17 protein-coding genes are annotated in these 24,434 nt (G+C 56.2%); 15 read left to right on the top strand and 2 right to left on the bottom strand.

Annotated features, from left to right (window positions below; all coding sequences use genetic code 11):
* The first annotated feature begins 5 nt into the window (after positions 1-5).
* The 14 genes from AC5DDB_RS08315 to AC5DDB_RS08250 all read left to right on the top strand — a co-directional run bounded on the left by AC5DDB_RS08315 (position 6) and on the right by AC5DDB_RS08250 (position 19,934).
* Positions 6-1,073: an AAA family ATPase gene (locus AC5DDB_RS08315; protein ID WP_491739243.1), complete on the top strand. Its 1,068-nt coding sequence runs from the start codon at positions 6-8 to the stop codon at positions 1,071-1,073.
* Between the two features lie 92 nt (positions 1,074-1,165).
* Positions 1,166-2,125: a DUF58 domain-containing protein gene (locus tag AC5DDB_RS08310; RefSeq protein ID WP_491739242.1), complete on the top strand. Its 960-nt coding sequence runs from the start codon at positions 1,166-1,168 to the stop codon at positions 2,123-2,125.
* Positions 2,122-2,529: a hypothetical protein gene (locus AC5DDB_RS08305; RefSeq protein ID WP_491739241.1), complete on the top strand. Its 408-nt coding sequence runs from the start codon at positions 2,122-2,124 to the stop codon at positions 2,527-2,529. Before AC5DDB_RS08310 ends, AC5DDB_RS08305 begins: the two co-directional genes overlap by 4 nt.
* A 266-nt stretch (positions 2,530-2,795) precedes the next feature.
* On the top strand, positions 2,796-5,135 hold the full coding sequence (locus AC5DDB_RS08300) for a BatA domain-containing protein (RefSeq protein WP_491739240.1): 2,340 nt from the start codon (positions 2,796-2,798) through the stop codon (positions 5,133-5,135).
* Between the two features lie 32 nt (positions 5,136-5,167).
* Positions 5,168-7,960 carry a hypothetical protein gene (locus tag AC5DDB_RS08295; RefSeq protein ID WP_491739239.1) on the top strand — a complete coding sequence of 931 codons (2,793 nt, stop codon included), beginning with the start codon at positions 5,168-5,170 and terminating at the stop codon, positions 7,958-7,960.
* Positions 7,957-8,157, top strand: coding sequence for a hypothetical protein (locus AC5DDB_RS08290; protein ID WP_491739238.1), 201 nt, complete (start codon positions 7,957-7,959; stop codon positions 8,155-8,157). Before AC5DDB_RS08295 ends, AC5DDB_RS08290 begins: the two co-directional genes overlap by 4 nt.
* On the top strand, positions 8,154-13,145 hold the full coding sequence (locus AC5DDB_RS08285; protein WP_491739237.1) for a hypothetical protein: 4,992 nt from the start codon (positions 8,154-8,156) through the stop codon (positions 13,143-13,145). Before AC5DDB_RS08290 ends, AC5DDB_RS08285 begins: the two co-directional genes overlap by 4 nt.
* A 3-nt stretch (positions 13,146-13,148) precedes the next feature.
* Positions 13,149-14,513, top strand: coding sequence for a prenyltransferase/squalene oxidase repeat-containing protein (locus AC5DDB_RS08280; RefSeq protein WP_491739236.1), 1,365 nt, complete (start codon positions 13,149-13,151; stop codon positions 14,511-14,513).
* Between the two features lie 96 nt (positions 14,514-14,609).
* Positions 14,610-14,930 carry a hypothetical protein gene (locus AC5DDB_RS08275; RefSeq protein WP_491739235.1) on the top strand — a complete coding sequence of 107 codons (321 nt, stop codon included), beginning with the start codon at positions 14,610-14,612 and terminating at the stop codon, positions 14,928-14,930.
* A gap of 103 nt (positions 14,931-15,033) precedes the next feature.
* Entirely contained in the window at positions 15,034-16,170 is a 1,137-nt protein-coding gene (locus tag AC5DDB_RS08270) for a VWA domain-containing protein (RefSeq protein WP_491739234.1), read from the top strand.
* A gap of 99 nt (positions 16,171-16,269) precedes the next feature.
* Entirely contained in the window at positions 16,270-17,853 is a 1,584-nt protein-coding gene (locus AC5DDB_RS08265) for an arylsulfatase (protein ID WP_491739233.1), read from the top strand.
* Between the two features lie 87 nt (positions 17,854-17,940).
* Positions 17,941-18,447: an HYExAFE family protein gene (locus AC5DDB_RS08260; RefSeq protein ID WP_491739232.1), complete on the top strand. Its 507-nt coding sequence runs from the start codon at positions 17,941-17,943 to the stop codon at positions 18,445-18,447.
* Positions 18,448-18,475: 28 nt separating this feature from the next.
* Positions 18,476-18,703, top strand: a complete 228-nt coding sequence (locus AC5DDB_RS08255; protein ID WP_491739231.1) for a hypothetical protein — start codon at positions 18,476-18,478, stop codon at positions 18,701-18,703.
* Complete coding sequence (locus tag AC5DDB_RS08250) at positions 18,696-19,934, top strand: beta-ketoacyl-[acyl-carrier-protein] synthase family protein (protein WP_491739230.1); 1,239 nt, start codon at positions 18,696-18,698, stop codon at positions 19,932-19,934. Before AC5DDB_RS08255 ends, AC5DDB_RS08250 begins: the two co-directional genes overlap by 8 nt.
* Before the next feature lie 123 nt (positions 19,935-20,057).
* Here the strand turns inward: AC5DDB_RS08250 and AC5DDB_RS08245 are convergent, their stop codons facing one another.
* Together AC5DDB_RS08245 and AC5DDB_RS08240 are read right to left on the bottom strand one after the other, a co-directional pair.
* A complete protein-coding gene (locus tag AC5DDB_RS08245; protein WP_491739229.1) occupies positions 20,058-20,972 on the bottom strand; it encodes a TatD family hydrolase in 915 nt (304 codons plus the stop codon).
* 583 nt (positions 20,973-21,555) lie between these two features.
* Positions 21,556-22,464 (bottom strand): EboA domain-containing protein, encoded by a 909-nt coding sequence (locus AC5DDB_RS08240; protein WP_491739228.1) that lies wholly within the window; start codon positions 22,462-22,464, stop codon positions 21,556-21,558.
* Positions 22,465-22,917: 453 nt separating this feature from the next.
* Here AC5DDB_RS08240 and AC5DDB_RS08235 point away from each other — a divergent pair, with 453 nt between their 5' ends.
* A complete protein-coding gene (locus tag AC5DDB_RS08235; RefSeq protein ID WP_491739227.1) occupies positions 22,918-24,267 on the top strand; it encodes a radical SAM protein in 1,350 nt (449 codons plus the stop codon).
* The last annotated feature ends 167 nt before the right edge of the window (positions 24,268-24,434 follow it).

The raw sequence follows: 24,434 nt of genomic DNA, 5'->3' as shown, positions 1-24,434 counted from the left end.
CTGTCATGAATGTTGAAGCTCACAAAAACGGCCACGTCGCGACGGCTCCCGAAATGGACATTAATGTCGCGGAGACGGTCGATAAAATCCATGACCAATTTCGCGTCTTGCGAGAGCAACTGGGCGGCGTGATTGTCGGGCAACACGAAGTCTCTGAGCAATTGCTGATTGCCCTGCTCTGTCGCGGGCATTGCATTCTGCAAGGGATGCCGGGGCTCGCGAAAACCACGTTGATTTCGACGCTCGCGTCGCTGATCGACTTGTCATTCCGCCGCGTGCAGTTCACGCCCGACTTGATGCCCGGCGACATCACCGGGACGGAGGTGCTCGAAGAAGACCACACCACCGGCAAACGGATTTTTCGCTTCGTCGAAGGCCCGTTGTTCGGGAACGTGATTCTCGCCGATGAAATCAACCGCACGCCGCCGAAGACGCAAAGTGCTCTGCTCGAAGCGATGCAGGAACAGCAACTGACCGTGTGCGGGAAGACGTATCAATTGCCGAGTCCGTTTTTCGTGCTCGCTACGCAGAACCCGGTCGAGACGGAAGGAACGTATCCGCTACCGGAAGCGCAGCTCGACCGATTCTTGCTCAAGATTCACGTCCAATACCCCAGCCGCGCGGAGGAATTGGAAATCGCGCGTCGGCAAACGACCGATTACCGCTTCGAAACCAAAACCGTGCTGCATGCGGAAGACATCGAACGTATGCAATCGCTCGTGCGGAACGTGATCGTGGCTGATCACGTTTACGATGCGGCTCTCGATCTCGTGCGGGGCACTCGTCCCGATGAAGACGCCCTGCCCGATGAACTTCGCGGGATGGTCCAATGGGGAGCTGGTCCGCGGGCAACGATTGCCCTTCTCATGGCCGCCAAAGCCCGTGCCCTGATCAACCGCCGGTGTCACGCGACGACTGCGGACTTGATCGCGGTTGCGCATCCGGTCTTGCGACATCGCATCATCCTCACGTTCAACGCCGAAGCTGCCGGTGTCGATGCCGACTCGGTACTGACGAAGATCATCGAAGCGACCAAGTCCCTGAGGAAACAACCCGAGAAAGCAAAGCCGTAGGGTGCGTTACAACGCACCGCAAAAATGGAACCTGTAACGAACGGTGCGTCACGACGCACCCTACGAAAACCCTGGCTTCTTGACCGAAAACAATGTTCAAACTGTTCCGCTCGAAATCAACTTCAGCCGCACCAACGGAACCGAACCGCACCGGTTACCAACTGCCGGCGGATTTGGTGGATCCGCGGGTGATGGATCAGATTGGGCATTTGGAACTGCTGTCGAGGACGGTTGTCGATGGACTGTTGGCGGGGAAACATCGCTCGACGACGAAGGGCGGTTGTTGTGAGTTCGCCCAACATCGGCAATACGCGCCGGGTGACGAAATTCGTCAAATCGATTGGCAAGTTTACGCCCGCAATGATCGTTACTTCATTCGGCAGTTCGAGGAGGAAACGAACCTCCACGGAATCCTGGCGATCGACACCAGTGGTTCCATGAAGTTTGGTCATTCGACGATTTCGAAACTCGATTACGCCAAACAAGCCGCCGCGTGTGTCGCTCGATTGTTGCTTCGGCAACGCGACGCGGTTGGTGCGATTGTGCTCAACGAATCGAAGCCGTTGTTCGTGCCACCGAAGCAACATGCCGCTCATCTGCAGGCGTTACTTTCCGCGTTGCATGCGGCCAAGCCACAGGATGGCGGGAACTTGGGACATCAAATTCAGGCGAACATTCCGCGGTTCAAACGACGGGGATTGTTCGTGCTGTTTTCCGATTGTTTCGGCGATTTGGACGATCTTGGAAAATCGCTGCGAATTGTGCGGGCTCGTGGGCATGATGTTGTCGTGATGCACGTCCTAGCTCCAGAGGAGATTCATTTCAACTTTCGGCGGTTTTCGTCGTTTCAATCATTGGAAGTCGCCGGTCAGAAGTTGAACCTCGACCCGGCAGCGGTTCGCGATGAATACGTGCGACGAGTGCGAATCTTTCTCGAACGATTGGAAGAACTTGTCACCGGATTGGGCGGGGATTACATCCGCATGACGACCAATCACGATCTGGCGAATACACTTGGATGGTTTCTTCGTAACCGGATGGCTCGCGCATGAAATCGGAAGACGAATTCTTGCCGCAAGCTCCAATGGACTACCCCATGAATCGCAATATTCTTTGGTTTCTACCGTTGGCGACTGTGCTGCTGTCACAAACGATGTTCAGCGAGGAACCGAAGCCGGAACTAAGCCTGCTAGAACAATGGAACGCCGTTCCCATTCCTGACGAAACACCCTTCAGTGCAAAACCGAAGTTAGAAACGCAGTATCTGAATTCGTATCGTGACGGCTTCAGCTGGGCGAACGGTTTGCACGCGGTTTGTCCGACGAATCCCAGTGATCAAAATTTGCACGCGATTCGCGGGTGGGTCGAAGGTTGGCAAGCCGGTGTCAAAGCCGGCGGCACGGCCCCACTCCCGGCGAAGTACGCAGCGTATTTGCAATGGAAAGATCATTCTTAGATCCCAAAGCCTATAAGGTGCGTCGCATACGATTGCGAACATGTGAGATGGCAAGGAACACAAACTATTACAAAGACGGAAGTTGTGTGTCACTGCTAGCTTGCCTAGCAGTGCGAGTGACCAGCGGTTCGGGAGTCGCTGAAAACACTGCTGGACAAGCCAGCAGTGGCACCCATTGACGCCAGCATTGGCAACCGTAAACGCTGACAAATGCGAAATCGTATGCGACGCACCCGACAACGAACCCCCTAACCCCGAAAACATCCGTGAGCTTCCTCAGCATTGCCTTCCTTTCAGCGTTGCCATTGGCCTTAGCGCCGGTGCTGCTGCACTTGTTTGATCGGCGTCGTAATGTCGTCATCGAATGGGGAGCGATGCAGTTTTTGCAGGAAGCCGTCACCCGCCGGACGAGCGCTCGTAAACTGAAGCAATGGTTGTTGCTGCTGCTGCGAACATTGGCTGTCTTGGCGTTGGTCTTCGCACTCGCTCGTCCGCTGTTGCCGGGCAATTGGTTCACAGGGACCGATCGCGGCGAGACGATTTTCATTGTGGATAATTCCATGTCCATGATGCGCTCGGTCGAGGATGAAACGCTGTTCCACCAAGCCATCGCCAAGGTGAAGAGCGAACTCGACGAGATGCCACCAACGGAGTTTGTCCGCGTGTTGCTTTCGTCGCCGTATCCGTCTTGGGCGACGACCGGAAGTTTGCGAGCAGATTCGCAAGCGAAGTCGCACATCGTCGACGAACTCGACGAACTTCGCCCAACGCAAGGCCAAAGTGACTTGCTTGCGGCATTGTTTGCAGCCACGCAGGCGGAAGTTCAACCCACGCAACAACGCCGTCGCATCGTATTGCTCACCGATCATCAGGCAACCGATTGGAACCTTGAAGTCGAGGAAAGTTGGCAACGCTTCCGTGATGTGCTCGCTTCCACGCCGATCCCGACGGAGTTGGAAATCGTCAACCTCCGTGAGACGCAACCGAGCAAAAATATCGCCGTCAATTCTCTGTCCGCGAATCGCACGACGGTGGGTGTCGACCGACCATTTACGTTGACCGCCGAGATTCAAAACTATTCCGACGCAGGCATGACACCATCGTTAGCAACATGGACGATCGCGGGCGAATCGGTCAACGAAAGTCAGATTCCCGATCTCGATGCCAACGCGGTTCACACGGCCGAATGGACCCACTCGTTCTCCGAACCGGGCGTGTATGCGATTTCCTGCGGACTCGACATCGACGACGAACTCACCGAAGACAACTCCGCGACATTGGTCATCGAAGTCGTCCGACAACTACCGGTGTTGGTCGTCGAAGGAACACCCGGCGGAGCGGAATTGCAACGCGATGCATTCTTTGTGGAGACGGCGCTCGGTTGGATCGATGGCATGCCGGGGTCGGCAAACACCGTGTACGCACCGACCGCGGTGGAACCGGATCGCTTGGAACATCTCGACCTCGCCGAGTTCCACGCTGTCGTTGTTCCGAACTTAACGGAACTCAGCGAAACCAGCGTCGCGCGGCTGTCCGAGTTCGTGCAATCCGGCGGTGGTCTGTGGATCGCACTCGGTCCGCGAACCGATGTCGATGCCTTCAATCAACGGCTGTACTCCGACGGCAATGGCTTGGCTCCCTTGCGAGTGGACCGCATCGTCGACTCGGCGGATTCCGAGGAATCGACCGACCGCACAAAGATCAATCCCTTTATGAAAGGACACCCGGCGACGGCGTCGCTTTCGGATACCGATCAACTCGATCTCGCCGATGTCGCGGTGGCCCGGCGATTCCGGTTCGAATCCGCACCACCGGGGGAAGATATCTCCGTGCTCCTCAGTTTGACGAACGGCGAATCGTTGGCCGTCGAGAACTATTTTGGTCGTGGTCGAGTTGTCGTGCAGGCGATTCCGTTGCGATTGCAATGGAGTGATCTTGCTCGTTCGCAGTCGTTTGTGGTCATCGTGCACGATTGGCTCGACTACCTGACGCAACCGTTATCAACGCAGCACAACCTCGTACCGGGCGAGCAACTCGCGATCCGGCTACCGGATAGTGAATTGAAAACCGCGACGCTGGAAACGCCGCACGGGAATGAAATCGAACTCACGGCGGAATCGTCCGATGGCGGGGCTGTCTTCCGCACCAGTCGGACGGCGTTGCCCGGCGATTACCGGTTAGAGACGGGACAAGAAACCGCGGCGATTCCATTTCACGTCGTTCGCGATTCGTCCGAATCCAACTTAGCAGCATTGGTCGGCGAGCAGCTTGAGTCGGTGCAGTCCCTGACGGACATCGAACCGAAAGCAACCGAAGCCGGCGAGATCATCGAAGTCGGCACGGAACCGCTGTGGCCGTTCTTGTTGATCGGATTGATCGCGGTGATTGCGGCGGAATTGTTGCTTTCCGGCATGATCTCTCGCGAACGCTTCGGCAGCGATCCAATCGCCGAAACCACTGAACCGATGAATCAAAGTTTCGGATTTCCACCGCCGGTCGATCATGGAACCACTTCCGTGAGTGGTATGCCTAAGACTCGGCATGGGGCTGAAAATTCCGAAATTGAACCTCGAACAAAGCGTGATGAGCACGCGACACGCGTCTAATACAGAGAACCATTTGGAAAAATAACTCTCGTATGAATCCCACGACCACGAACATCTCAGAACAGCTGACCCTCGACGGGCCGATTTCGCTAACGGCGGCGGTTTTGGTCGGGTTGGGTGCGTTGTTGGTGTTCGCGTGGGCGTTGTGGCGAGAACGCAAAATCCTCGGGCCGAAGCAAACCGTGATCTTCTGGTGTCTACGGACGGCGGCCATCGCGACGGTGTTGTGGATGCTGCTTGCACCGGCTCAACGTCGTGTGGAAACATCGCGAACGCGTCGGGCGATCGCAGTCGTTCACGACACCACCGGCAGCATGCAGACCATCGATCCGGTCGGTACTGCCGACGAACTGCGGTGGGCCATCAGTTTAAGCGACGAAGATTCCTCACCCATCCAATCCGGCGACAAAGCGGTCGTTGCAATGGGTTTGGCTCGACAACATTTGCTCGCCGCTGTTGATGCCCTGAAACATTACCAACCCGAAGCCGTCTTCGTGAAAGAGATGACAACGACCGGACGGGCCCTCGAACGCGTACGGTCTCACCTCCAACGACTCAGCGAGGCCCCGGTGAGCTCCGCAACCAAGGTGGCGATCGATCGGCAACTTACGGCGCTCGATGATGCGGAGTTTCAATCGTTTCAATCCGTCACCAACGCCCTGGAAAAAGGCCGCACGCCGACGGAAAAAGGTTGGCGGGAAAGTCTGCCGGACTTGGAATACCGCATCGCTGGTGCTGTCCGTTCGCTGCGGGAACTCGCTCGGCAAGTGGCGGTGGATGTACAATCTCAACCCGACGAATCGATCAAACCACAGTTGGCGAAACTCTCGCAACAATCGCGTGGCGAACGGGTGCGAAACCGCATCGGGCATCTGCAATCGGCTACGTTGAAAACCATTGAAGACACTGCCGACGTGCGGTTCGCAGAATTCGCGCAAGCGGTGAATTGGTCCAGCACGCCACCAAAACCGAAAGTGAAGAAAACCGACGACGAACCACAAGATTCGGCTTTGGGAACTGACTTGGCGATGGCTTTGGAACAGGTGCAACGACGCGGCCAGGAACAACCGCTCGCGGCGACGTTTCTGTTCACCGATGCGGCTCAAAATCAGACCGGTGCCGGCACTCCACAGGATGTTGCCCGTCGGTTGGACAATACGCCGGTTTATGTCGTGCCGATCGGTAACACGCGGTATGTGCGGGACGTGATTTTGCAATCCGTTTCCGCCCCGGCCGTCGCGATGCGGAACGATGATGTCGTCATCGAAGCGAATCTCGAAGCCCACGATTGTGCCGGCGAGGTTTGCCATGTCGAACTCTTGCAAGACGGCATGGTGATCGACTTCCGCGATGTCATCCTCGATTCCGATTTCGCCACGCGGAGTGTGCGATTCGAACAACGCGTGCCCGAGATCGGTCGGCAAGTATTCCAAATCGCGGTGTCTCCACTCGATCGCGAATCGACGGACCAAAACAATTACGACGAGGTCGAAGTCAACGTGACTCGCAGCGATATTAAAGTGTTGCTGACCGACGAGTTGCCCCGTTGGGAGTATCGGTATCTCACGCAACTGTTCCGGCGGGACGCGAAAGTCGAGTGCGACGAACTTCTCTTCCGTCCGCGATTGATCGCCACCGGACGCCGAAAAGCCACGCGAACTTTGCCGACGACAGTCGACGAGTGGGACCAATACGATGTTGTGCTGTTGGGCGATTTGTCACCCGAGTATTTTTCGACGGTCGCGCAGCAGTCGTTGCAAGAATATCTGCATGATCGCGGCGGCACATTGATCTTGATTGCCGGTCGAAACGCGATGCCGCAGGCGTATGTCAATCAGCCGCTCGAAGAGATTCTTCCGGTACGACCGATCGATTCGCCAGACGCGGAATCGACGCGGTTTGCCTTCCGTGTGACCGAGGATGGCTTGAGTCACGATGCTCTGATGATCGGCGAAACCGAGGCCGCTACCCGCACCGCTTGGGACTTTGTCAATCGATTTTCGCCATTGCATGAGGTGTCGGGATGGCGGCATCCGTTGCCATCAGCGGAAACACTAATCGCCGCCGTCCGCCGGGACCAACCGAATCTCGCCCAAGACGCCGCCAGCAATGCGTTCCTATGTTGGCAACCGATCGGTCGCGGGCGGATCGTGTATCTCGCCGGTCCTGAGACATACCGTTTGCGGTTACTCCGCGGCGACAGTTTGCATTACCGGTTCTGGGGGCAGTTGCTCCGCTGGGCGATCGCGGCGGATTTGTCGACCGGCACACAGTTCGTCCGTCTTCGCACGAACAAATCTCGTTACCAAACGCGTGACGAAATCCTGGCGACGGTGGAACTCAGCGATGCCGATGGTGAACCCGTCACAGCGGACAAGTTGGAAATTCAAATCACTTCCGGCGAGGACATTCGCACGGTGGCGTTAAAAGCACAGCCGACAGTGCCCGGCCAGTATCAAGCCGAGATTCGTTCGCTGCCGCCCGGTGTGTACCGACTCGAACCCGTTGGGCCGAGGATCAAAGAGCTTCAACAAGACAGTCTGGAACCGGCAGTTGCCAGCATCACGGTGCAAGCGGATTTGCCTCGTGAGATGGTCGACACTCGTTGCGACTTGGCATTAGCTGGGCAAATTGCAGACCTGTCCGGCGGGCAAGTTCTGCCACCGACTACCGTCGAAGAAGTGTTAGCATTGACGGATCTCGAACCCATCGTCACGGAAACCATCCAGCGAAAACCGCTGTGGTTGGAATGGAAATACCTGTGGATCGTCTTCGGCTGCCTGCAAACCGAGTGGATCGTCCGCAAATGGAAGGGACTGTCATGAAGGCAGAGAGCCAAGAGCGGAGCGCGGAGAGCCAGAAGCTCTCAGAACTTCGCGACATGCAACGATGTGCTTCCGTCTCGGAGCCTGAATTGGTTGTCGAAGAAACGAGTCTGAGCGACATGCATCAATCGCTCGGACTTTGGCTCTCCGCACTCCGCGCTCAGCCCTCCGCTCAACAGAACGAGGATGACCGATGATTCAGACACACAATAATGCCGTGCCGTCCGTCATTCAGCGGAAGTTGCGATCCATTCGATTGCGGCAAACCGGGTTGATTCTCCTCCGCGGACTGGCGATTGCGATCGCGGTGTTTGTCGCGGCGATGGTCTTGGCGATGACGATCGACTGGGTCTTCACGATCTTCAGCGCGACCGTGCGTGTTGCGTTGACGGGGTTGGCTGTCGTGTTGTCTCTCATGGCGTTTGCCGTCAATGTGGTTTCGCCGTTGCGTCGCACGTTTGGCCGGACACAACCCGCCGCCGATGCCGACGCCGCCATTCCGCAACTCGAAGAACGTTGGACGACAGTAGCGTCGTTCGCGAACTCCGGTGAGAAACCGGATTCGCCGATGTCACAACGCATGCTCGACCAGGTCAACAGCGAAGCGGTCGCGATGCAGCGATTGGTTCGCCCGTCGATCGTCGTGCGTCCGGCGTCGTTAAAACGACCGGCGATGTGGCTTGGGGCGTGTGTGTTGTTACTTGCCGGGTTTCTGCTGATCGATTTGCCACGCACGACCGTCCTGGTGAAGCGGTTTCTATCGCCGACGGCTCCGATCACGGCGACGCAACTCGTCAGCGAGTCGGGCGACATCATCATCCCACGCGGCGAGATGTTCGATATCGTCGCGAGTGCCACGGGTATCGTGCGAGAGTCAGTCACGTTGGCGATCGAACATGAATCCGGTGTGATCGATGTGCTCGAAGTGCCCGGCGATTCCGACGATACGAAACGCTTCGCACATGCGATGCGGGCGGACGATTCGTTGCGGTATCAAGTGACCTCCGGCGATGCCCGCACGGAATGGCATCGCGTGACGGTCATCGATCATCCCACGCTGGAGGAAGTGCAGTTCCAAGTGACGCCGCCGTCGTACATCGATCAGCCGGCAATCGAGAAAACGCTCATTCCCAGCCGACTGCGTGTGCCGCAAGGCAGCGTTTTGGAAGTGGCAATGAAGCCCTCGACCGATTTGGAATCGCTCACGATCGACCTGGAAATCCCGAGTGTCGAAGGCGAACCGCAACGCAAGTCCGTCAGTTTGCGTCCCAACAAACAGGGGTGGTATCGGTTCCGCACGCAACTGCTGAGTGATGTGTCGTTCCGACCCACGCTTAGGAACGTGTTCGGATTGGAGAACGAAGACAAGCGGGTCTGTCATATTGAAGTCATCGTCGATCGGGCACCGGTGGCTCGCATCATCAATTCCGATGCTGAGTTGGCCGTGGCGGACGACGAGGAAATCGAAATTGAATTCGAAGCCCATGACGATCATGGCGTCAAAACGGCGGAGTTGGTCATCTACGATGAAACCGCGACCGAGGAAGGCGAAGAACCGAAGATTCTCGAGGTTCGCGAAATCCCGTTAGGAGATCAACAGGACCAACAACACGTGAAGGCCAGCACGAAGTTGGACCTCAAAGAACTGAATCTGCCCGAAGGCGCGAAGATCAGTTATTCGGTCCGTGTGACCGACAACCGCAAAGTGGAGATCGATCCGGAGATGATGTTGGCAGCGACCGACACACAGCCAGACGAAGAATCAGCGGACACAAAAAGCGAATCCAAACAGGCCTCTAAGTCGGAGAATACCGACCGCGAATTGGCGATGGCCGAACCGTCGGAGGCGATGAAAAACGACACGACTGCGGAACCGAATTCCATCGATGAACCCGCGACCGACTCGCAGACGACGGTTGCCCAGTCGGACACCTCCGACAAGAAATCAGACGCGAAGCCAGGGGAGAAATCGACATCAGAAGAGAACACAGAGAATCTCGCCCAGGCGGAAACGCCAGGCAAAATGGATGATGAGGAAAACGGAACTCGTAAGAACGCCGATGCGAAATCGAGTTCAAGCAAGACTTCTGAAGAGAGCGAAGCCGATCCATCCGCCGAGGACCCGACGCAGGTCGCTTCGGCTGAGAATATGAAACCGAAAACCGGCAGCGAGCAAGCGGATACAGCAACGGAGAACGCGGACAAAGACGCGGAAACCGTCGCCGACGATGGCAAGGCGTCACCATCAGATCAACCGAACTCGGAACCAAAGAGTACCGAGAGCGAAAACGTCAAAGTTGCCCGGAACTCAACTAAGAAGACTGACGGCGATCCCGAATCCGAGGTCGACGACTCCGAGAAAGTCGCGGCAGCGGACGCCAATCCACCGATGGCCGATAACGAGAACAAGCCGGCGGACGCCGACAACGACACGGGCAAATCAACCGCCGATTCGGAAATGCCGACGGTGGCTCAGGCAGATCCGTCGGACGGGAAGCTGACCGATGACTCCAAAACGTCGGACGAAAACAACACCGTCGCCGACGCAGAATCCAAGACGCCAATGTCCGAGGACGACTCGAAGACTTCGGATGCCGGTAACAACTTAGCAGGTCAACCGCGAGATGCGAAAACGCCGTCCGTCGCTCAATCGGACAGTGCCGACGATCAGCCGATGCCGAATGACGATCCTCAAACAGCGGAGAAAACCGAGTCCGAGGATGCGAATCCTGAGGAATCTTCACCCGACAAGACGCCAAAGATTGCCAACGCAAAACCGACCGCGACTGGTAGTGCGAAGTCGCGGAAACGTCGGTCCCCATCCGAATCTGAACCGCCGATTCCCGTGGACGTCAGGTTGATGGCTCAGCAGTCGGAGAGTGGACAGAACACGGAAACTAACAAACGCCAACTCAAAATCACGAAGCGTCTGGCAAGTGTTGCCAAGTCGGATGCCGAGCGGAAAGAAGACGAGCGTATTGGCATTCGGGAAAAGGTTGTGGCGATTGATGTCATGCTTGCCGAGGTGCAAACGCGACTGACGCAGATACTGAACCGCGAAATTCCCGATTCCGAGCATCGTCCGGCTTTCCAAGAAATCGACGATCGTTTGGGCGACGTCGAAACCTACGTGTCAGAGTTGCGAGAAGAAACCGCAGAAGGCGAGTTCGCGTTTATCGGGTTGCAGATGGTCGATATCACGCGGACCTACGTCACACCGGCTCGGGACCGTGTGTTCCGGGCGATTCGTGATGCTGCCGGTGCAGAAGGCCATACGAAGGCCGCGACCGGGCACATCACCCGTGCCCGTGAAATGCTAGCGGCCCTGCTCGCTCAATACGACAAAGTCGCTCAGGAGAAGAAACTCGCCGAATCCATTGAGGAAACGGCTGAAATCTACGAAGTGTACGTCGAAAAAATGCAAAAGCTGATGCGGGAGCGTCGGCAAAACAAGAACCCGCTCAAACGCGCGATGGCCGTCATCGAAGTCGATCAAGATTATCTCGATCGGCTCGCCGAAGTCATCACGCTCCGTCGGGAAATGATGCGGGAGTTTGGACGAATGCTCTCGGACGATCCGCGGTTGCTCGCCCGTTACATGGACTTGCTCAAACGACGAAATAAGTCGCTAAGGGATCAACTTTCGGATTTGTCCGAACGACAGGAAGAAGTCGCTTACGAACTGGCCGGTTGGCAGTCGGTCGATGAAGCGGGCCGGGTCGACGTGTGGACGATCGTCATCGAAATGCGACTGTTGGCCGCCGAGGAATTGGCGAAGGAATCCGCCGCTCTCGCCGAGCGAGTTCACAAGCAATTGCCACTTACGTTGGAACCATCGCATCCGGTGGCGGCGCGGGTGCTTGCCGAGACCGATCGGATGGCTCAGCTGGCCCAAGAGATTGCCTTCGATGCTGAGTTGTTCCTCACCGCGACCCCGGACGATCCGCAGTTACAAGAGGCACTTGGCAGAACTCGGCAACTGACGGCCAGCTTCAACGATTTGGATGCGGCTCTCGATCAGTTGATCGTCGAAAACGAAGGTGATGAGGACACTGCCACTTATGTGAATTCCCGATTGCGGGAGAGTCGCAGTGTCGCCGATCAAGCCGAACGCTGGGAGCAAATCGCGAAGGCGATCCAGGCCCGATCGTATTATGGTTTGAATGAACTTGACCAATGGCAACTCAATACGACGACCGAACTATTGCGGGTAGACATGCTGGAATTCGAAGACGAATTGCAAGGCCAGTTCCAACAGCAAGCCAACAGCGATATCCCGGGCGAGATCGTCGACATGATTCGTCAACTTCACCGACTGATGGAAACGATTACGTTCAACCAGTCCGCCGCAACGTTCGCCCTGAAACGTGATCGCGGTGAGTTCGCTGAGGAGCAACAAGCCGAAGCCGTCAAGAATTTGGCGTTGGCCGAAGACTTGTTCGACAAGATTCGTCGGGCGGTCATCGCCGAGTTGGATCAGTATGAAATCGACGATCCGAATATCGCGAATCTACGTGACCCGACACTCGATCAGTTCTTGGCGAACTTGGAACGCGAACCGAATATCCAAGCCCAGCTGGGTATTCCGCGTCGCCCGACCAACTTACGGATTCGGGCTGATAATCTCTTTCAGGCCGAGTCTGGCATGTTGCAGAGTTCCTCCGAGGCGGCCGAAAGCCGGGCGAAGAATGCCATGAAAATGGCGCGGGACAGAAATCGAAACGGCAAAGAGGACGAACAAGAGAATCAGAAATCCGGTGAGATGACGCCCGAAGAGAAAGAGAAAATGGAAAAGGCCAAGCGAATGCAGGAGACGTTGGCCAAGTCGATGGCGGCTATCGAGGATAAACTCAAAGACCCGAAGACACCGCCCGCCGAAAAACGAAGACTGGAACAGATGAAGCAGAATCTCGAACGGGTTCGACAGCAACTCGACGAGAACGCCACTTCCGCGGAAGAGTGGGACAAGATTGTCGAGCAAGACCAGGCAGCCGAGATGCTGAAGGCACTCGCGAACGGCGAACGCATTCCCGACGAACAATGGAACAAGTTGATGTCCACACTCGAAGACGGTCTATGGCAAGTCCGGGGCACGCAGCCGCCGGAAGAGTATCGTCGAGCGATCGAACAATACCAAGACCGTCTGCGAGAGTTGATGTCGACCACCCCCGTGGGAGGTGAATAGTTCATGAACGTGCGTGGTTTACAAACATACGTGTGCCACGGCTCTGTGAGCCGTGCCGAGCGACGAGACCGAAAAGGCACGCTGAGTACCTCTGGCAATGGCTTGGGTGGCATGCTCACCGCTCGGGGTGAGCATGGGCCAATGACGCTCAAGAGTTTAATCATGCCCACACAAAGCTGTGGGCATGCCACGCAGATCTCGGTCTTTCGCTTGTTTCTGCTCGTCATCATGTGTGTCGGTCTTGGGAACACGACGTTCGGGCAGGGAGAGCTGACGGAAAAACCGTTGATCTCCCGGACGACGAATCTCAGCGGTGCATTGCCGCCGGGCGAATGGACGCGGGTGGAATCCTCGATCGATGCAGGTCTTGCGTGGTTGGCGAAACAGCAAGCGGATGACGGACGGTTCCCCAGCGATGAAATCGGGCAACCGGCGGTGACGTCGATGGCGATCATGGCATTTCTGTCTCGCGGACACGTGCCCGATCAAGGACCGTATGGAAAAACGATTTCAAAAGCGATCGATTTTGTGCTCTCGACGCAGCGGCGTCGCGGGTATTTTTCGCTGTTGCCTGTCACACCGCCTTCAAATCACCTCACGCCATCGCAAACGGTCACGTACAACCATGCGATTGCCGGGATGATGCTTGGCGAAGTCTACGGGATGACGTCTTCGGAGCGTTCGAAACAAATCGAAGAAGCCCTGGCCCGTGCGTTGATTTACCACCGCGAGGTGCAAACCCGGCAGAAGAAATACGCTTCAGACAATGGCGGTTGGCGATACGGTTTCCCGGAAGGACCGAATGCCTCGTCGGATTTATCGGTCACCGGATGGGCGTTGATGTTCTTGCGGTCGGCTCGGAATGCGGAATTCAACGTGCCTAAACAATACTTCGACGAAGGGTTGGATTACGTCGAACGGTGTTATGTGGAAGACCCGAAAGATCAGGAGAAAGGCGTCTTCCGGTATCGGCCGTTAGAGTCCGCACCGGGTGAGAACCCGCAGATCACGCATGCGAACACGGCGTCGGCCATGCTCACCCTGATTCTCGGTGGGCGGCTCGAACACAAAGGGCTTGCGGTGGGGGTCAATTGGTTTCGCGAGAAGGATTATCCACGTCCCTGGCAGACCGGTTATTTTTATTTGGCGACGTATTACAGCAGCCAAGCGATGGCTCAAGTCGGCGGGGATACTTGGAACGAAATTTTCCCGCAGATCGCACGGAATCTCATCGAAGAGCAACAAGACGACGGCAGTTGGCCACCGGGAACCGGCACGGAAAAGAATTTCGGGTCGGCATATTCCACCTCGCTCGCCGTTCTGGCATTGACCCCGGCTTATCAGTTGCTGCCGATCTACCAGCGTTGACCATCCCCTTTGGTCCGTGCACTCTCGATTTTTCCCGTCGCAACGTCCTAGAATTGAACGGGACCCGCGACGCACGCTGAACGATCGAGAAAGATCATGCCGGAAATTTCGACCGAACATCCACCACCCTGGGCACCGATCATCCGCCGTACCGGACTGTACGGTGCCGCTCTGGGGGTGATTGTCGGACTCATCGACCGCACGATTCGCGGAGCCGATGTGCCGGAAGTCGCCGCGATTATTCGCTGGCGGAACTTCATTCTCGTCGGCACCGCGATCGGAATTGTCGCGGGCATTTTGCTTGCGTGGGGTGTGCGTTCGTATTGGCGGAAAGTCGTGCGAGAAGCCAAAATCGAAGAATCCGGAGACACTCCGACATCTTCGGACTCGTCCTCGCCAGAGAACGCGCTATCCTAAACACAAGTGCGTCACGGTTCTGTGAGCCGTGCCGAGCGATGAACACGGAAAAACACGGCTCTCCGAGTCGTGGCACCCGAGTTTTTTGAGGAACTCGCCGACCATGCCGAATTTCGAATATTCCCGCTTCGATGAGTCCGAACAATTTCAGCCGCAATCGGCAGATCAGTTGTTCGACCAGATTAGCGAATACATGCTGCAATATGGCGAGGAGATTCTCGACCAACTTCCGGACTTGGAAGATGAACACCCGGAATTGATCGAAATGCTCATCAAACGCGGTTTCGTCGAGAAGGACAAAGACGGCAACTATATGATCACGCCGCAAGGCATTCGTCGCGTCGAGAACAAGGCCCTCGAAGACTTGTTTACAATCGCCCGCAAGGACAAGCTCGGCAAACACGACACCGAATTTCGTGGTGCCGGCCAAACGATTCACGAAGAGTCCAAGCCGTACGAGTACGGCGATCCGGTTTCCAACTTGAACATGCACGAGTCGCTGAAGAACGCGCTCCATCGACAAGGTGGCGGTTCGCCGATTCACCTGCAAGAAGACGATCTCGTCGTGCACGACACGGAGTACCAAACGTCCTGTGCGACGGTGGTTCTGCTCGACATGTCCGGCAGCATGGCCCGCTACGGCAAATTTGCGGGAGCGAAGAAAGTCGCGATGGCATTGCAAGCGCTCGTGCGGGGGCGGTATCAGGGCGATTTCCTGCAAGTCGTCGGGTTCTACACCTACGCGACTCCACTCACCGAACGTCAGTTATTACAGTGCGCCCCGAAACCGGTGAGCATTTACGATCCACGCGTGCGGATGCGAGTTCCGATCGACAACCCGCCCGGATTCGTCCCCGAGCACTTCACGAATATCCAAGCCGGACTGCAATTCGCCCGGCGAGTGCTCAAACGCCAACCGGCACAGAACAAGCAGATCATCACGATCACCGATGGCGAACCGACCGCGCACATCGAAGGTCGCGAAATCGTGTTGATTTACCCGCCTGCTGAAAAGACTCGGCAAATCACGCTGACCGAAGTCAAACGCTGTGCCAACGAAGGCATTCAGATGTCGAGCTTCGCCTTGATTGAAGATTACTTTTATCTCGGGCTGGTGAACTTCGTCGAGCAAATGGGCCAAGTCTCCGGTGGAGTGGCGGCATACTGCAATGCGAACGATCTCGGCAATATGGTCGTCGACAGCTTCGTCGGTGGCCGTCGCAAACGGAAGACGGTGTGAACGCACGCCCGTGCGTCGAAGTTGACCACTGGGAACGGTCACTGGCATACTGGGGACGACTTTTCTTGCGAACCGAACCGCTCGATTGGAGTTTCGCTAATGCCTGCGACCGTGATATTGCTTGTGGCAACGTTTTTCTTGTCGCTCGGTCTGCCCAAGCCCAGCTGTGCCGCAGATGAACCGGGGCGTCCGAACATTGTGCTGATTATGGCGGACGATCTCGGGTTCGCGGATCTCGGGTGTTATGGTTCGGAGATTCACACGCCGAATCTCGACAAACTCGCAGCGAACGGGTTGCGGCTCTCACAGTTCTACAATACGGCGAAGTGTCACTCATCGCGGGTGTCTTTACTCACCGGTGTGTATTGCGATCAAGCCGGGAGCGAGTCGCTTAGTCGCGGGGCGACGATTGCCGAAGCGCTGAAGAAAGCCGGTTACTTCACCGCGATGGTTGGCAAATGGCATCTCAGCAAACAGCCGACAGATTTCGGTTTCGATCGCTACTGGGGGCACCTCTCTGGTGCAACAAACTTCTTCACGGGCGACAACACCTTTCGCTTGAACGGCGAGAAGTGGGACGTTCCCGAAACACTCAATGGCCAACCGTTTTACACGACTCACGCCATCGGGGATTTCGCGTTGAAATTCCTCGATGAAGCTGCGGAGAGCGACCAACCGTTTTTGTTGTACGTGGCGTTCAATGCGCCGCATTATCCGTTGCAAGCTCCGCAAGACGCGGTGAAAAAGTACGACGGTGTCTACGATGCCGGTTGGGACGAAGTCCGTCGTCAGCGACACAAAAAGCAAATCGAAACCGGTTTATTGCCCGCGAAGTGGAAACTCAGCCCGCGGCCGGAACACATTCCGGCGTGGGAGGAACTTCCCGACGACGAACAACAATGGGAAGCCGACCGCATGGAGGTCTTTGCGGCCATGGTCGATGTGCTCGATCAAAATGTCGGACGCATCGTGGACGACTTGAAGCAGAAGAACGCGCTCGACAACACGTTGTTTCTGTTCTGTTCCGACAATGGTGCATGCCCCTTCGAACGCACACGCGGACGGAACCTGAAACCGTGGAATCCCAAGTCGTACTGGACCTACGATGCCAGCTGGGCTCACGTCGGCAACACGCCGTTTCGGTTGTATAAGCAGAACCAGCACGAGGGCGGAATCTCCTCACCCTTGATCGCTCATTGGCCGAACGGATTGAAAACCGAGCCGGGTTCGATCAGTCGTCAACCGGGGCATCTCATTGATTTCATGGCGACGTTTCTCGATGTCGCCGATGCCCAATACCCGACAGAAGTCGGCAACCGCAAGATCGATCCGCTGCAGGGCAAGTCGTTGTTACCCATCTTCCAAGGCAACACACGTGAGCCGCACGAGTCGTTGTATTTTCACTTCAGTACGGACCGTGCGTTGCGACAAGGCGATTGGAAACTTGTCTCGGCTAAACGCGGACGCTGGGAACTTTACAACCTCGCTGAAGATCGGACCGAAATCCATGATCTCGCAGAGCAACACCCCAAACGCGTCCAGCAAATGGCCGACAAGTGGTTCGAAATGGCGAAGAATCTCGACCGACTCAAAGGGAAACAACTGGCCCCTGTCCGCGACGAATTAACGCCACTCAACTTCCGCAAGAACACCCGGAACCAACTCACATCAAACAAGAAGTGAGTTGACATTCGTACGTCTCCACTTGCCTGCTTGCTCTAGGACGGTTAACATCTGTATGGATCAATGGGCATGGAATGGAGACATCACATGGTCCGTCGGAGCAACCATTACGATGCCGCCTTCGAGGAGTTCTTGCGGGCCGGATGCATTCCGTATGTGGCCGTCGACGAACAACGACGGGCCCTCATCGAGGATGCGTCGCTGAAGTCGTTCGATTTCATCGTCTATTCGGAAACCGGTCCGAATTTGCTTGTTGATGTGAAAGGTCGCCAGTTCCCCACCGCCGGAAAATCGAAATGGGAGAACTGGGCGACGGAGGATGACATTCAGAGTCTGCTCCATTGGCAACGGGTGTTTGGTGACGAATTTCGGGCCTGGTTGGTCTTTGCATACCAAATCCTGGGCGACTACGAGCAAACCGAGTTCGACAATGCCTCGGTTGTGCGGTATCGTGAGGAAACGTATGCTTTCTATGGCGTGAGTGTGGACGAGTTTGCCACCGCGATGCGGCCACGCTCGACGAGTTGGGGCACCGTAACGCTCCCGCGACGGATATTCCGTGAGCTGCGGTTGCCGGTTGCGAAAATGTTGTAAAGTGATGTTGCGTTTGGGGAATTCAATCATGATCCGTCGGGTTTGTTGGGCTGTCACATTGGTTCTGGGCTGCCTGCTCGTACGCCCCGTGACTGCCCAAACGAACGACGGAGCCAACAACGCACCCGCCCCGAGCACCCCGACGCCCACCACTCAGGTGGTGCAGTCGCAAAGTTTTCTCGTCGAGTATGCGATCGTCGGCGGACTCGCTGGGTTGGCCTTGTTCGCGGTTTGCAAGTCGAGTCGTCGTGTCTGATGCGAAGTGGGACAACCCGGTTGTCATCAGTGGCGTCGGGCTGACGACGACGCTGGGAATCGATCGAGAAACGACATGGCGGAACTTGCTCGCTGGTCGTTCCGGTGTGCGTCGAATCGGTCCCGCGGAACTCAAGCAACGTGATGCCACCGGGAATTGGCCGTCGGACGTGTTAGCCGCTCCGGCGGAATTGCTTCGGGAACCGGACGCAACCGCACCGAATCCGCTCACCCGATTGATTCGGCAAGCCGCTTATGAAGCTGCCACGGACGCCCGGTTTTCCGAAGTGGATCAACGTCGCGATCGACTCGGTTGTGTGATTGGGACCAGCAAGGGATCGCTCGCGGTGTTGTCGCAGGCAGCAGACGATCCGGCTTCGATTTGGACACAGCTTTTGCCCTCGACTCCGGCGCGGGAAATCGCACGCGAATTCGATTTACGGGGAGCGGCGTTGTCCCCGGTGGCTGCCTGCACAACGGGGCTGGCGTGTTTACAACGAGGGTATGAACTCATCCTGCAGGGCGACTGTGACATTGTGCTCGCGGGCAGCGGGGATGCGTCGCTGGTGCCGATGTTGTACGCAGCCTATCAGCGGATGGGCGTCCTCGCGAAAGTCACCGACGGCAGCGATCCGGCGACGGCATGCCGACCGTTCGATCGTCATCGCTCGGGTTTCGCACTTGGCGAGGGAGCCGCCGTCGTGGTGCTGGAACGCGAATCGACAGCACGACAACGTGGCGTCAAGCCGTGGGCCATTTGGCGAGTGGGCGGGTTAGCGGCCGATGCGGATGGGCTCACCTCGCTCGACCCATCTGCGGAGTCTCTCACGCAATTGATCCAAACGGTTTGTGCTCAGGGGGAACTATCACCGTCTGACATCGACGCCATCCAACTTCACGGCACTGCGACCAAAATCAACGACGTGCACGAGTCCCGAGCAGTTCGCAATGTGTTCGACGCAAATCAAAAAGCGATTCCGTGTTGCGGCGTTAAAGGGAGTTTAGGGCATTTGCTCGGTGCGGCGGGGAGTGTGGAAGTTGCGATCAGTCTGCTTGCGTTGCGTGACCGAATTCTTCCCGGCACTGTCAACTGTGACGACCCCGACCCCGCGTGCCCGTTGAATCTCACGAACCAACCCCATGCAATACCCAAATTGAAACGGCTGTTGAAACTTTCGCTCGGTTTCGGCGGGCACTTGGGCGCGACGGTGTTAGAACGTTGGCAAGATTAAACGCTTTGAAATGGTCATCTGGGGTGTGGCATGCCCACAGCTTGGGGTGGGCATGTTACCAATAAGATCCGATATCTTAATCATGCCCACGCAAAGCCGTGGGCATGCCACACTTTCGGGTACTTATTCGATAATGGTCGATTTGTCGTTTGGTTTATCGACGCGGGGTTCTTGTCCGCCTCGGAGGACGCTGTTGCCGGCGAAGAGATTGCGTTGATCGATCGGCTGCGGTTTGAGCCAATCCTCTTCGTTCATCTGCCCGCTTTGACCATAGGCAGCAAGGGCGTTGTGGTAGACGACGTCTTCGACTTGCGATTCAGGAATGCCACGTTCGAGCATAAGTTTCGCAGTCTTCGGAACAGCGAGCGGATCGGACACGCCCCAATCGGCGGCGGAATCGACGATGATCCGTTCCGAACCGTATTGCCGGACGACTTCCACCATCCGCTCGTTGCCCATCTTGGTTTTCGGGTAAATCGTGAACGCGGCCCAGTAGCCGCGGTCGAGCACTTCTTTCACGGTTTCTTCGTTGTTGTGGTCGATCACCACGCGACTCGGCGAGACACCATGCTCTTCGAGCAGATCCATACTACGACTCGTGCCGACCTTTTTATTACGGTGCGGCGTGTGGATCATGATCGGCAAATCGACTTCGTTGGCGAGTTCGACTTGCTCGTGGAAGAAGCGTTCCTCGGCGGCGGTTTGGTCGTCGAAACCGATCTCACCGACCGCGACCACGCCCTCTTTCGCCAAGAACAACGGCAACGCCTCCATGACTTCCTCAGCCAACGGCACATTGTTGGCTTCCTTGGAATTCAGCCCGATACAGCAGTAATGGCGAATCCCGAACTGAGCCGCCCGAAAACGCTCGAAGCCGACCAGGCTGGAATAGTAATCGAGAAAACTTCCGACTTTCGTCCGTGGCTGACCCAGCCAAAACGCCGGTTCGATAATCGCCACCACCCCGGCGGCGGCCATCGCTTCGTAATCGTCAGTCGAACGGGATGTCACGTGGATGTGAGGATCGATAATTCGCATTCCGGCTTCCAATCAAAGTTCAAATTGTCGTTGTTTCAGATCGGTATATGGTCACTCAGATGGTTTCTGCGTTTGTTGTTCCCAAAGCCGATCCAACTCCTGCCAGATTTCTTCGTCACTGAGAGACTCCATTCGGGGCTGCCATGATCGTTTCAAGCAATAGTCGATGAAGAAAACGACAAATGAAGCGACTACGAGAATTCGTCCGTTCCAACGAATGCGTCTTGCAGCATGAATCTTGACGTCTAACAGTTCTTGATCGTTTTTCAATAACTTTCGTTTTGTTTCCAGCTTCGAATCAAGCACTAACCCAGGTGAGATCGGTTCAACGTGGGACGGAGGTTTCGTTAGAACGCGCCCGGGAAAGCGACCGCCTCTCTTGAATTGTTCATACCATGCCCGCTTTTGACTCACCAACCTTGCATCGATGACTGTTAATTGTTCGATAGTCGACGAATGTTTCCAGCAGAGATTGAAAAGTGCGAGATCGAGGAGAAGCTCAAAAGCCAAACCAGTGTAGAAAAGGACTTTCGCGCTCAAGACCAATGTTCGTCGCATGCCCGTTTTGCTTCTGTATTGGCTGCTAGTGCGGATTCATGTTTTCGGCGATAACGTGCCACGTGAGTTTGCCGTCGCGGACTTGGCGTTCGAGGTCCGGGTTGGTGCGAAGGGCTTCGGCGGCGGATGATTGACGACATTGGGACAATGCCAGCGCGGCGGCTTGCTGTTCGAGCGGTTGGCCTTTCTCCAAGACCCGTGTCAAATCTTTGATGGCCGTTTCGTTCGCGAATGGACCGACACACCGCCAAAGTTCCGGGCTCACGTTCCGACCGGCGGCCCAGCGTTCATGGGCGTAGTCGATCAGCATTCGCATCAGCGTGGTATTGGCACGTTGGTCGAGACCCACGATTGGGTCGAGTTGCAAGTCAATGAACAACGCCTTGAGCACCATCTGATTCCAACGCCCCTCCTCCAAACGTTCCGCGGGATACGGGTTGCCATGAGCGATTGACCGGAAGACGGCGGGAATGTTCGTCCGCAGGCCTTCGGCAGCTCTCAAGACGTGGACATTGGGGTGTGGCAGTACGGGAATCGCCTGATACAACGCGACCAACTCGCCGACTTCGCCAGCCGCGAAGAGTTGGTCGAGCGTCTCGACGAAGCGTTCCTGATCGGTCGACGGATACGACAGCAACAGCAAGGTACGAGCGGTTTGGTCGAGGGTCCAGTCGTTCGGTTGCCAACCGGGTCGCGCGGCTTCGGCTTGTTTCAAGTCGTCGTCAGAGAGCTGCAAGTCGGCTTTGCCCACTTTCCGAGGTGCCATTCCGAAGGAGAGAAACAACGTGCGTTGCTCGCCGGCGGCAATTTTCTCGGTGCGTTCCTCCAGCCAGGTGAGAGCATCGGCGGACGCTTGCCGAGCGAGCCAAGCTCGAAGTAAGTCGGCACATTGGCTCGGCTCGAAAGTTGGTGGATTCAAAGTCGTATCACTCATTTCAGCTTGCCGTTTCGAAGCCGTTTCGGAACAGCCACGCCGTCATCGGGACCAACCTGCCAAAGGACGCAGGTAAGAGCGCGGAACTATCTCCGAGTGTATCGGGCAGGCGGTAAGAATCCAACCAATGTTGAAGCGGCTCGAACTTCGCAACCAGTCAGGAAAACCGGACTCGCTCGGTGAGGAGTTTTTTCGCGGTGAACGGTTGAGCAACAAATCTTCCTAGACTCGCTGCCAAGCTTGGACGATCGACGATCACCGCACGACCCAAAACAGCCCTGCGGGTGATCTCGGTAATTTCCGGGGCCCAAATTCAGGGAAAAACGGTATGTCTTCTTGAAGGATTCATCTTTTTCTTAACAAATCCAAATCGTTATGCGATACTACGTTCACTGCATGAGACAAACACGCAGCAATCTTGATCGACACTCTCGAAAGGCGGGGACTCTCGACATGCCCCATAAACCGGGTCCGTTCTCTTGGCAGAACATCAAAAGCTTGATTCGGGGGCGTATACCGGGACAGTTGATCATTCAATTCAGTGATCGCTGTAACGCCCGTTGCCCACAATGCGAAATGCGGGTGCAGAACAAGTATGATCGGTCGACACTCGATGTTGCCTCCGTCGAGAAAGCCATCGACGCTGCTGCTGAAAAGGGTGTGCAATCGGTTTCATTCACCGGTGGCGAACCGTTTCTGTATCAGGATGAGATTGTCCACCTGATCGGTCGTGCGTCGAAAGCCGGGATTCCGTATATCCGCACCGGCACGAACGGTTTCATGTTCTGTGGTTCGGATAAACCGAACTTCGAAACCAAAGTGCGTCGCTTCGCCGAACGGTTGGCTGAGACGAACTTGTACACATTTTGGATCAGCATCGACTCCGCCGACACCGAAGTCCACGAGCAAATGCGTGGGCTGCCCGGTGTGATTAAGGGCATCGAAAAAGCGTTACCGATCTTCCACGAGTATGGCATCTATCCGTCGGCCAACTTGGGGATCAATCGGAATGCAGGCGGCGATTACCACAAACTGCTCCCGGAAGTGCCCGCTGACGAAGAAGACCCCCGCCGCATTTACGACTACTTCCGCGACGGGTTCGATCGTTTCTACCGCAAGGCGACCAACCTCGGATTTACGATCGTTAATATGTGTTATCCGATGAGTGTCGACCCCGATCAAGGGGATTCTTTGGCTGCGGTTTATTCGGCGACCGCGTCCGATCGCATCGTGCGATTCCGTCCCGATGAGAAGATTCCGCTGTTCCAAGCCGTCTACGACACGGTCCCGCAGCATCGCTCGAACATCCGGATTTTCACGCCATTGGTCTCGCTCAAGGCGTTGATCAAGCAATATCAGGACGGGGAGAAGTCTCGCTACGGTTGTCGTGGCGGAATCGACTTTTTCTTTATGGATTCCAAGAACGGTAACACCTATCCTTGTGGCTACCGTGGCACCGAGGATCTCGGCAAGTTCTGGGAACTCGATACCGGCAAGATTAATAAGACCGCTGATTGCACTGATTGCGACTGGGAATGTTTCCGTGACCCATCGGAATTGACTGGTCCATTTTTGGACTTTTTCAGTCAGCCGCTACGGACTTCAGCGCGATTGATCGGCGATCAAGAGTGGACACGGTTGTGGCGGACGGATCTCAAGTATTACCGGGCTTGCGACTACTTCTGCGGTCGCGTCCCGGCGAACAAGAAGAAAATGGCCCGTTTTGCCGCTCCCTCGACCACACAAGACCCCACCCTCAATGAAATCGATTCCGAATCGTTAACGAGTTTAGAACGCATTTAGTTGATATGTCGCGTTCATACAGATGGTGTAATCCAGAAAACACACAGCGTCACCTGCCATACGAAAACTAGACATGGTCTAGACCGTAATACGGTTTTCTGTGCCCGTGGTGCCTGCGGATAAGCCGATGTTTTCCGGCCTCCACGAGCCAAGAACCTTTACCAATA

Source organism: Thalassoroseus sp. (assembly GCF_984380535.1).
Note: the sequence above shows the minus strand (reverse complement) of the source record. Positions and strands in the feature narration are given on the sequence as shown.

Coding starts and splice junctions, on each gene's coding strand:
- AC5DDB_RS08315 (WP_491739243.1), top strand. CDS start 6: ATGAATGTTGAAGCTCACAAAAACGGCCACGTCGCGACGGCTCCCGAA.
- AC5DDB_RS08310 (WP_491739242.1), top strand. CDS start 1,166: ATGTTCAAACTGTTCCGCTCGAAATCAACTTCAGCCGCACCAACGGAA.
- AC5DDB_RS08305 (WP_491739241.1), top strand. CDS start 2,122: ATGAAATCGGAAGACGAATTCTTGCCGCAAGCTCCAATGGACTACCCC.
- AC5DDB_RS08295 (WP_491739239.1), top strand. CDS start 5,168: ATGAATCCCACGACCACGAACATCTCAGAACAGCTGACCCTCGACGGG.
- AC5DDB_RS08290 (WP_491739238.1), top strand. CDS start 7,957: ATGAAGGCAGAGAGCCAAGAGCGGAGCGCGGAGAGCCAGAAGCTCTCA.
- AC5DDB_RS08285 (WP_491739237.1), top strand. CDS start 8,154: ATGATTCAGACACACAATAATGCCGTGCCGTCCGTCATTCAGCGGAAG.
- AC5DDB_RS08280 (WP_491739236.1), top strand. CDS start 13,149: ATGAACGTGCGTGGTTTACAAACATACGTGTGCCACGGCTCTGTGAGC.
- AC5DDB_RS08275 (WP_491739235.1), top strand. CDS start 14,610: ATGCCGGAAATTTCGACCGAACATCCACCACCCTGGGCACCGATCATC.
- AC5DDB_RS08270 (WP_491739234.1), top strand. CDS start 15,034: ATGCCGAATTTCGAATATTCCCGCTTCGATGAGTCCGAACAATTTCAG.
- AC5DDB_RS08265 (WP_491739233.1), top strand. CDS start 16,270: ATGCCTGCGACCGTGATATTGCTTGTGGCAACGTTTTTCTTGTCGCTC.
- AC5DDB_RS08260 (WP_491739232.1), top strand. CDS start 17,941: ATGGTCCGTCGGAGCAACCATTACGATGCCGCCTTCGAGGAGTTCTTG.
- AC5DDB_RS08255 (WP_491739231.1), top strand. CDS start 18,476: ATGATCCGTCGGGTTTGTTGGGCTGTCACATTGGTTCTGGGCTGCCTG.
- AC5DDB_RS08245 (WP_491739229.1), bottom strand. CDS start 20,972: ATGCGAATTATCGATCCTCACATCCACGTGACATCCCGTTCGACTGAC.
- AC5DDB_RS08240 (WP_491739228.1), bottom strand. CDS start 22,464: ATGAGTGATACGACTTTGAATCCACCAACTTTCGAGCCGAGCCAATGT.
- AC5DDB_RS08235 (WP_491739227.1), top strand. CDS start 22,918: ATGCCCCATAAACCGGGTCCGTTCTCTTGGCAGAACATCAAAAGCTTG.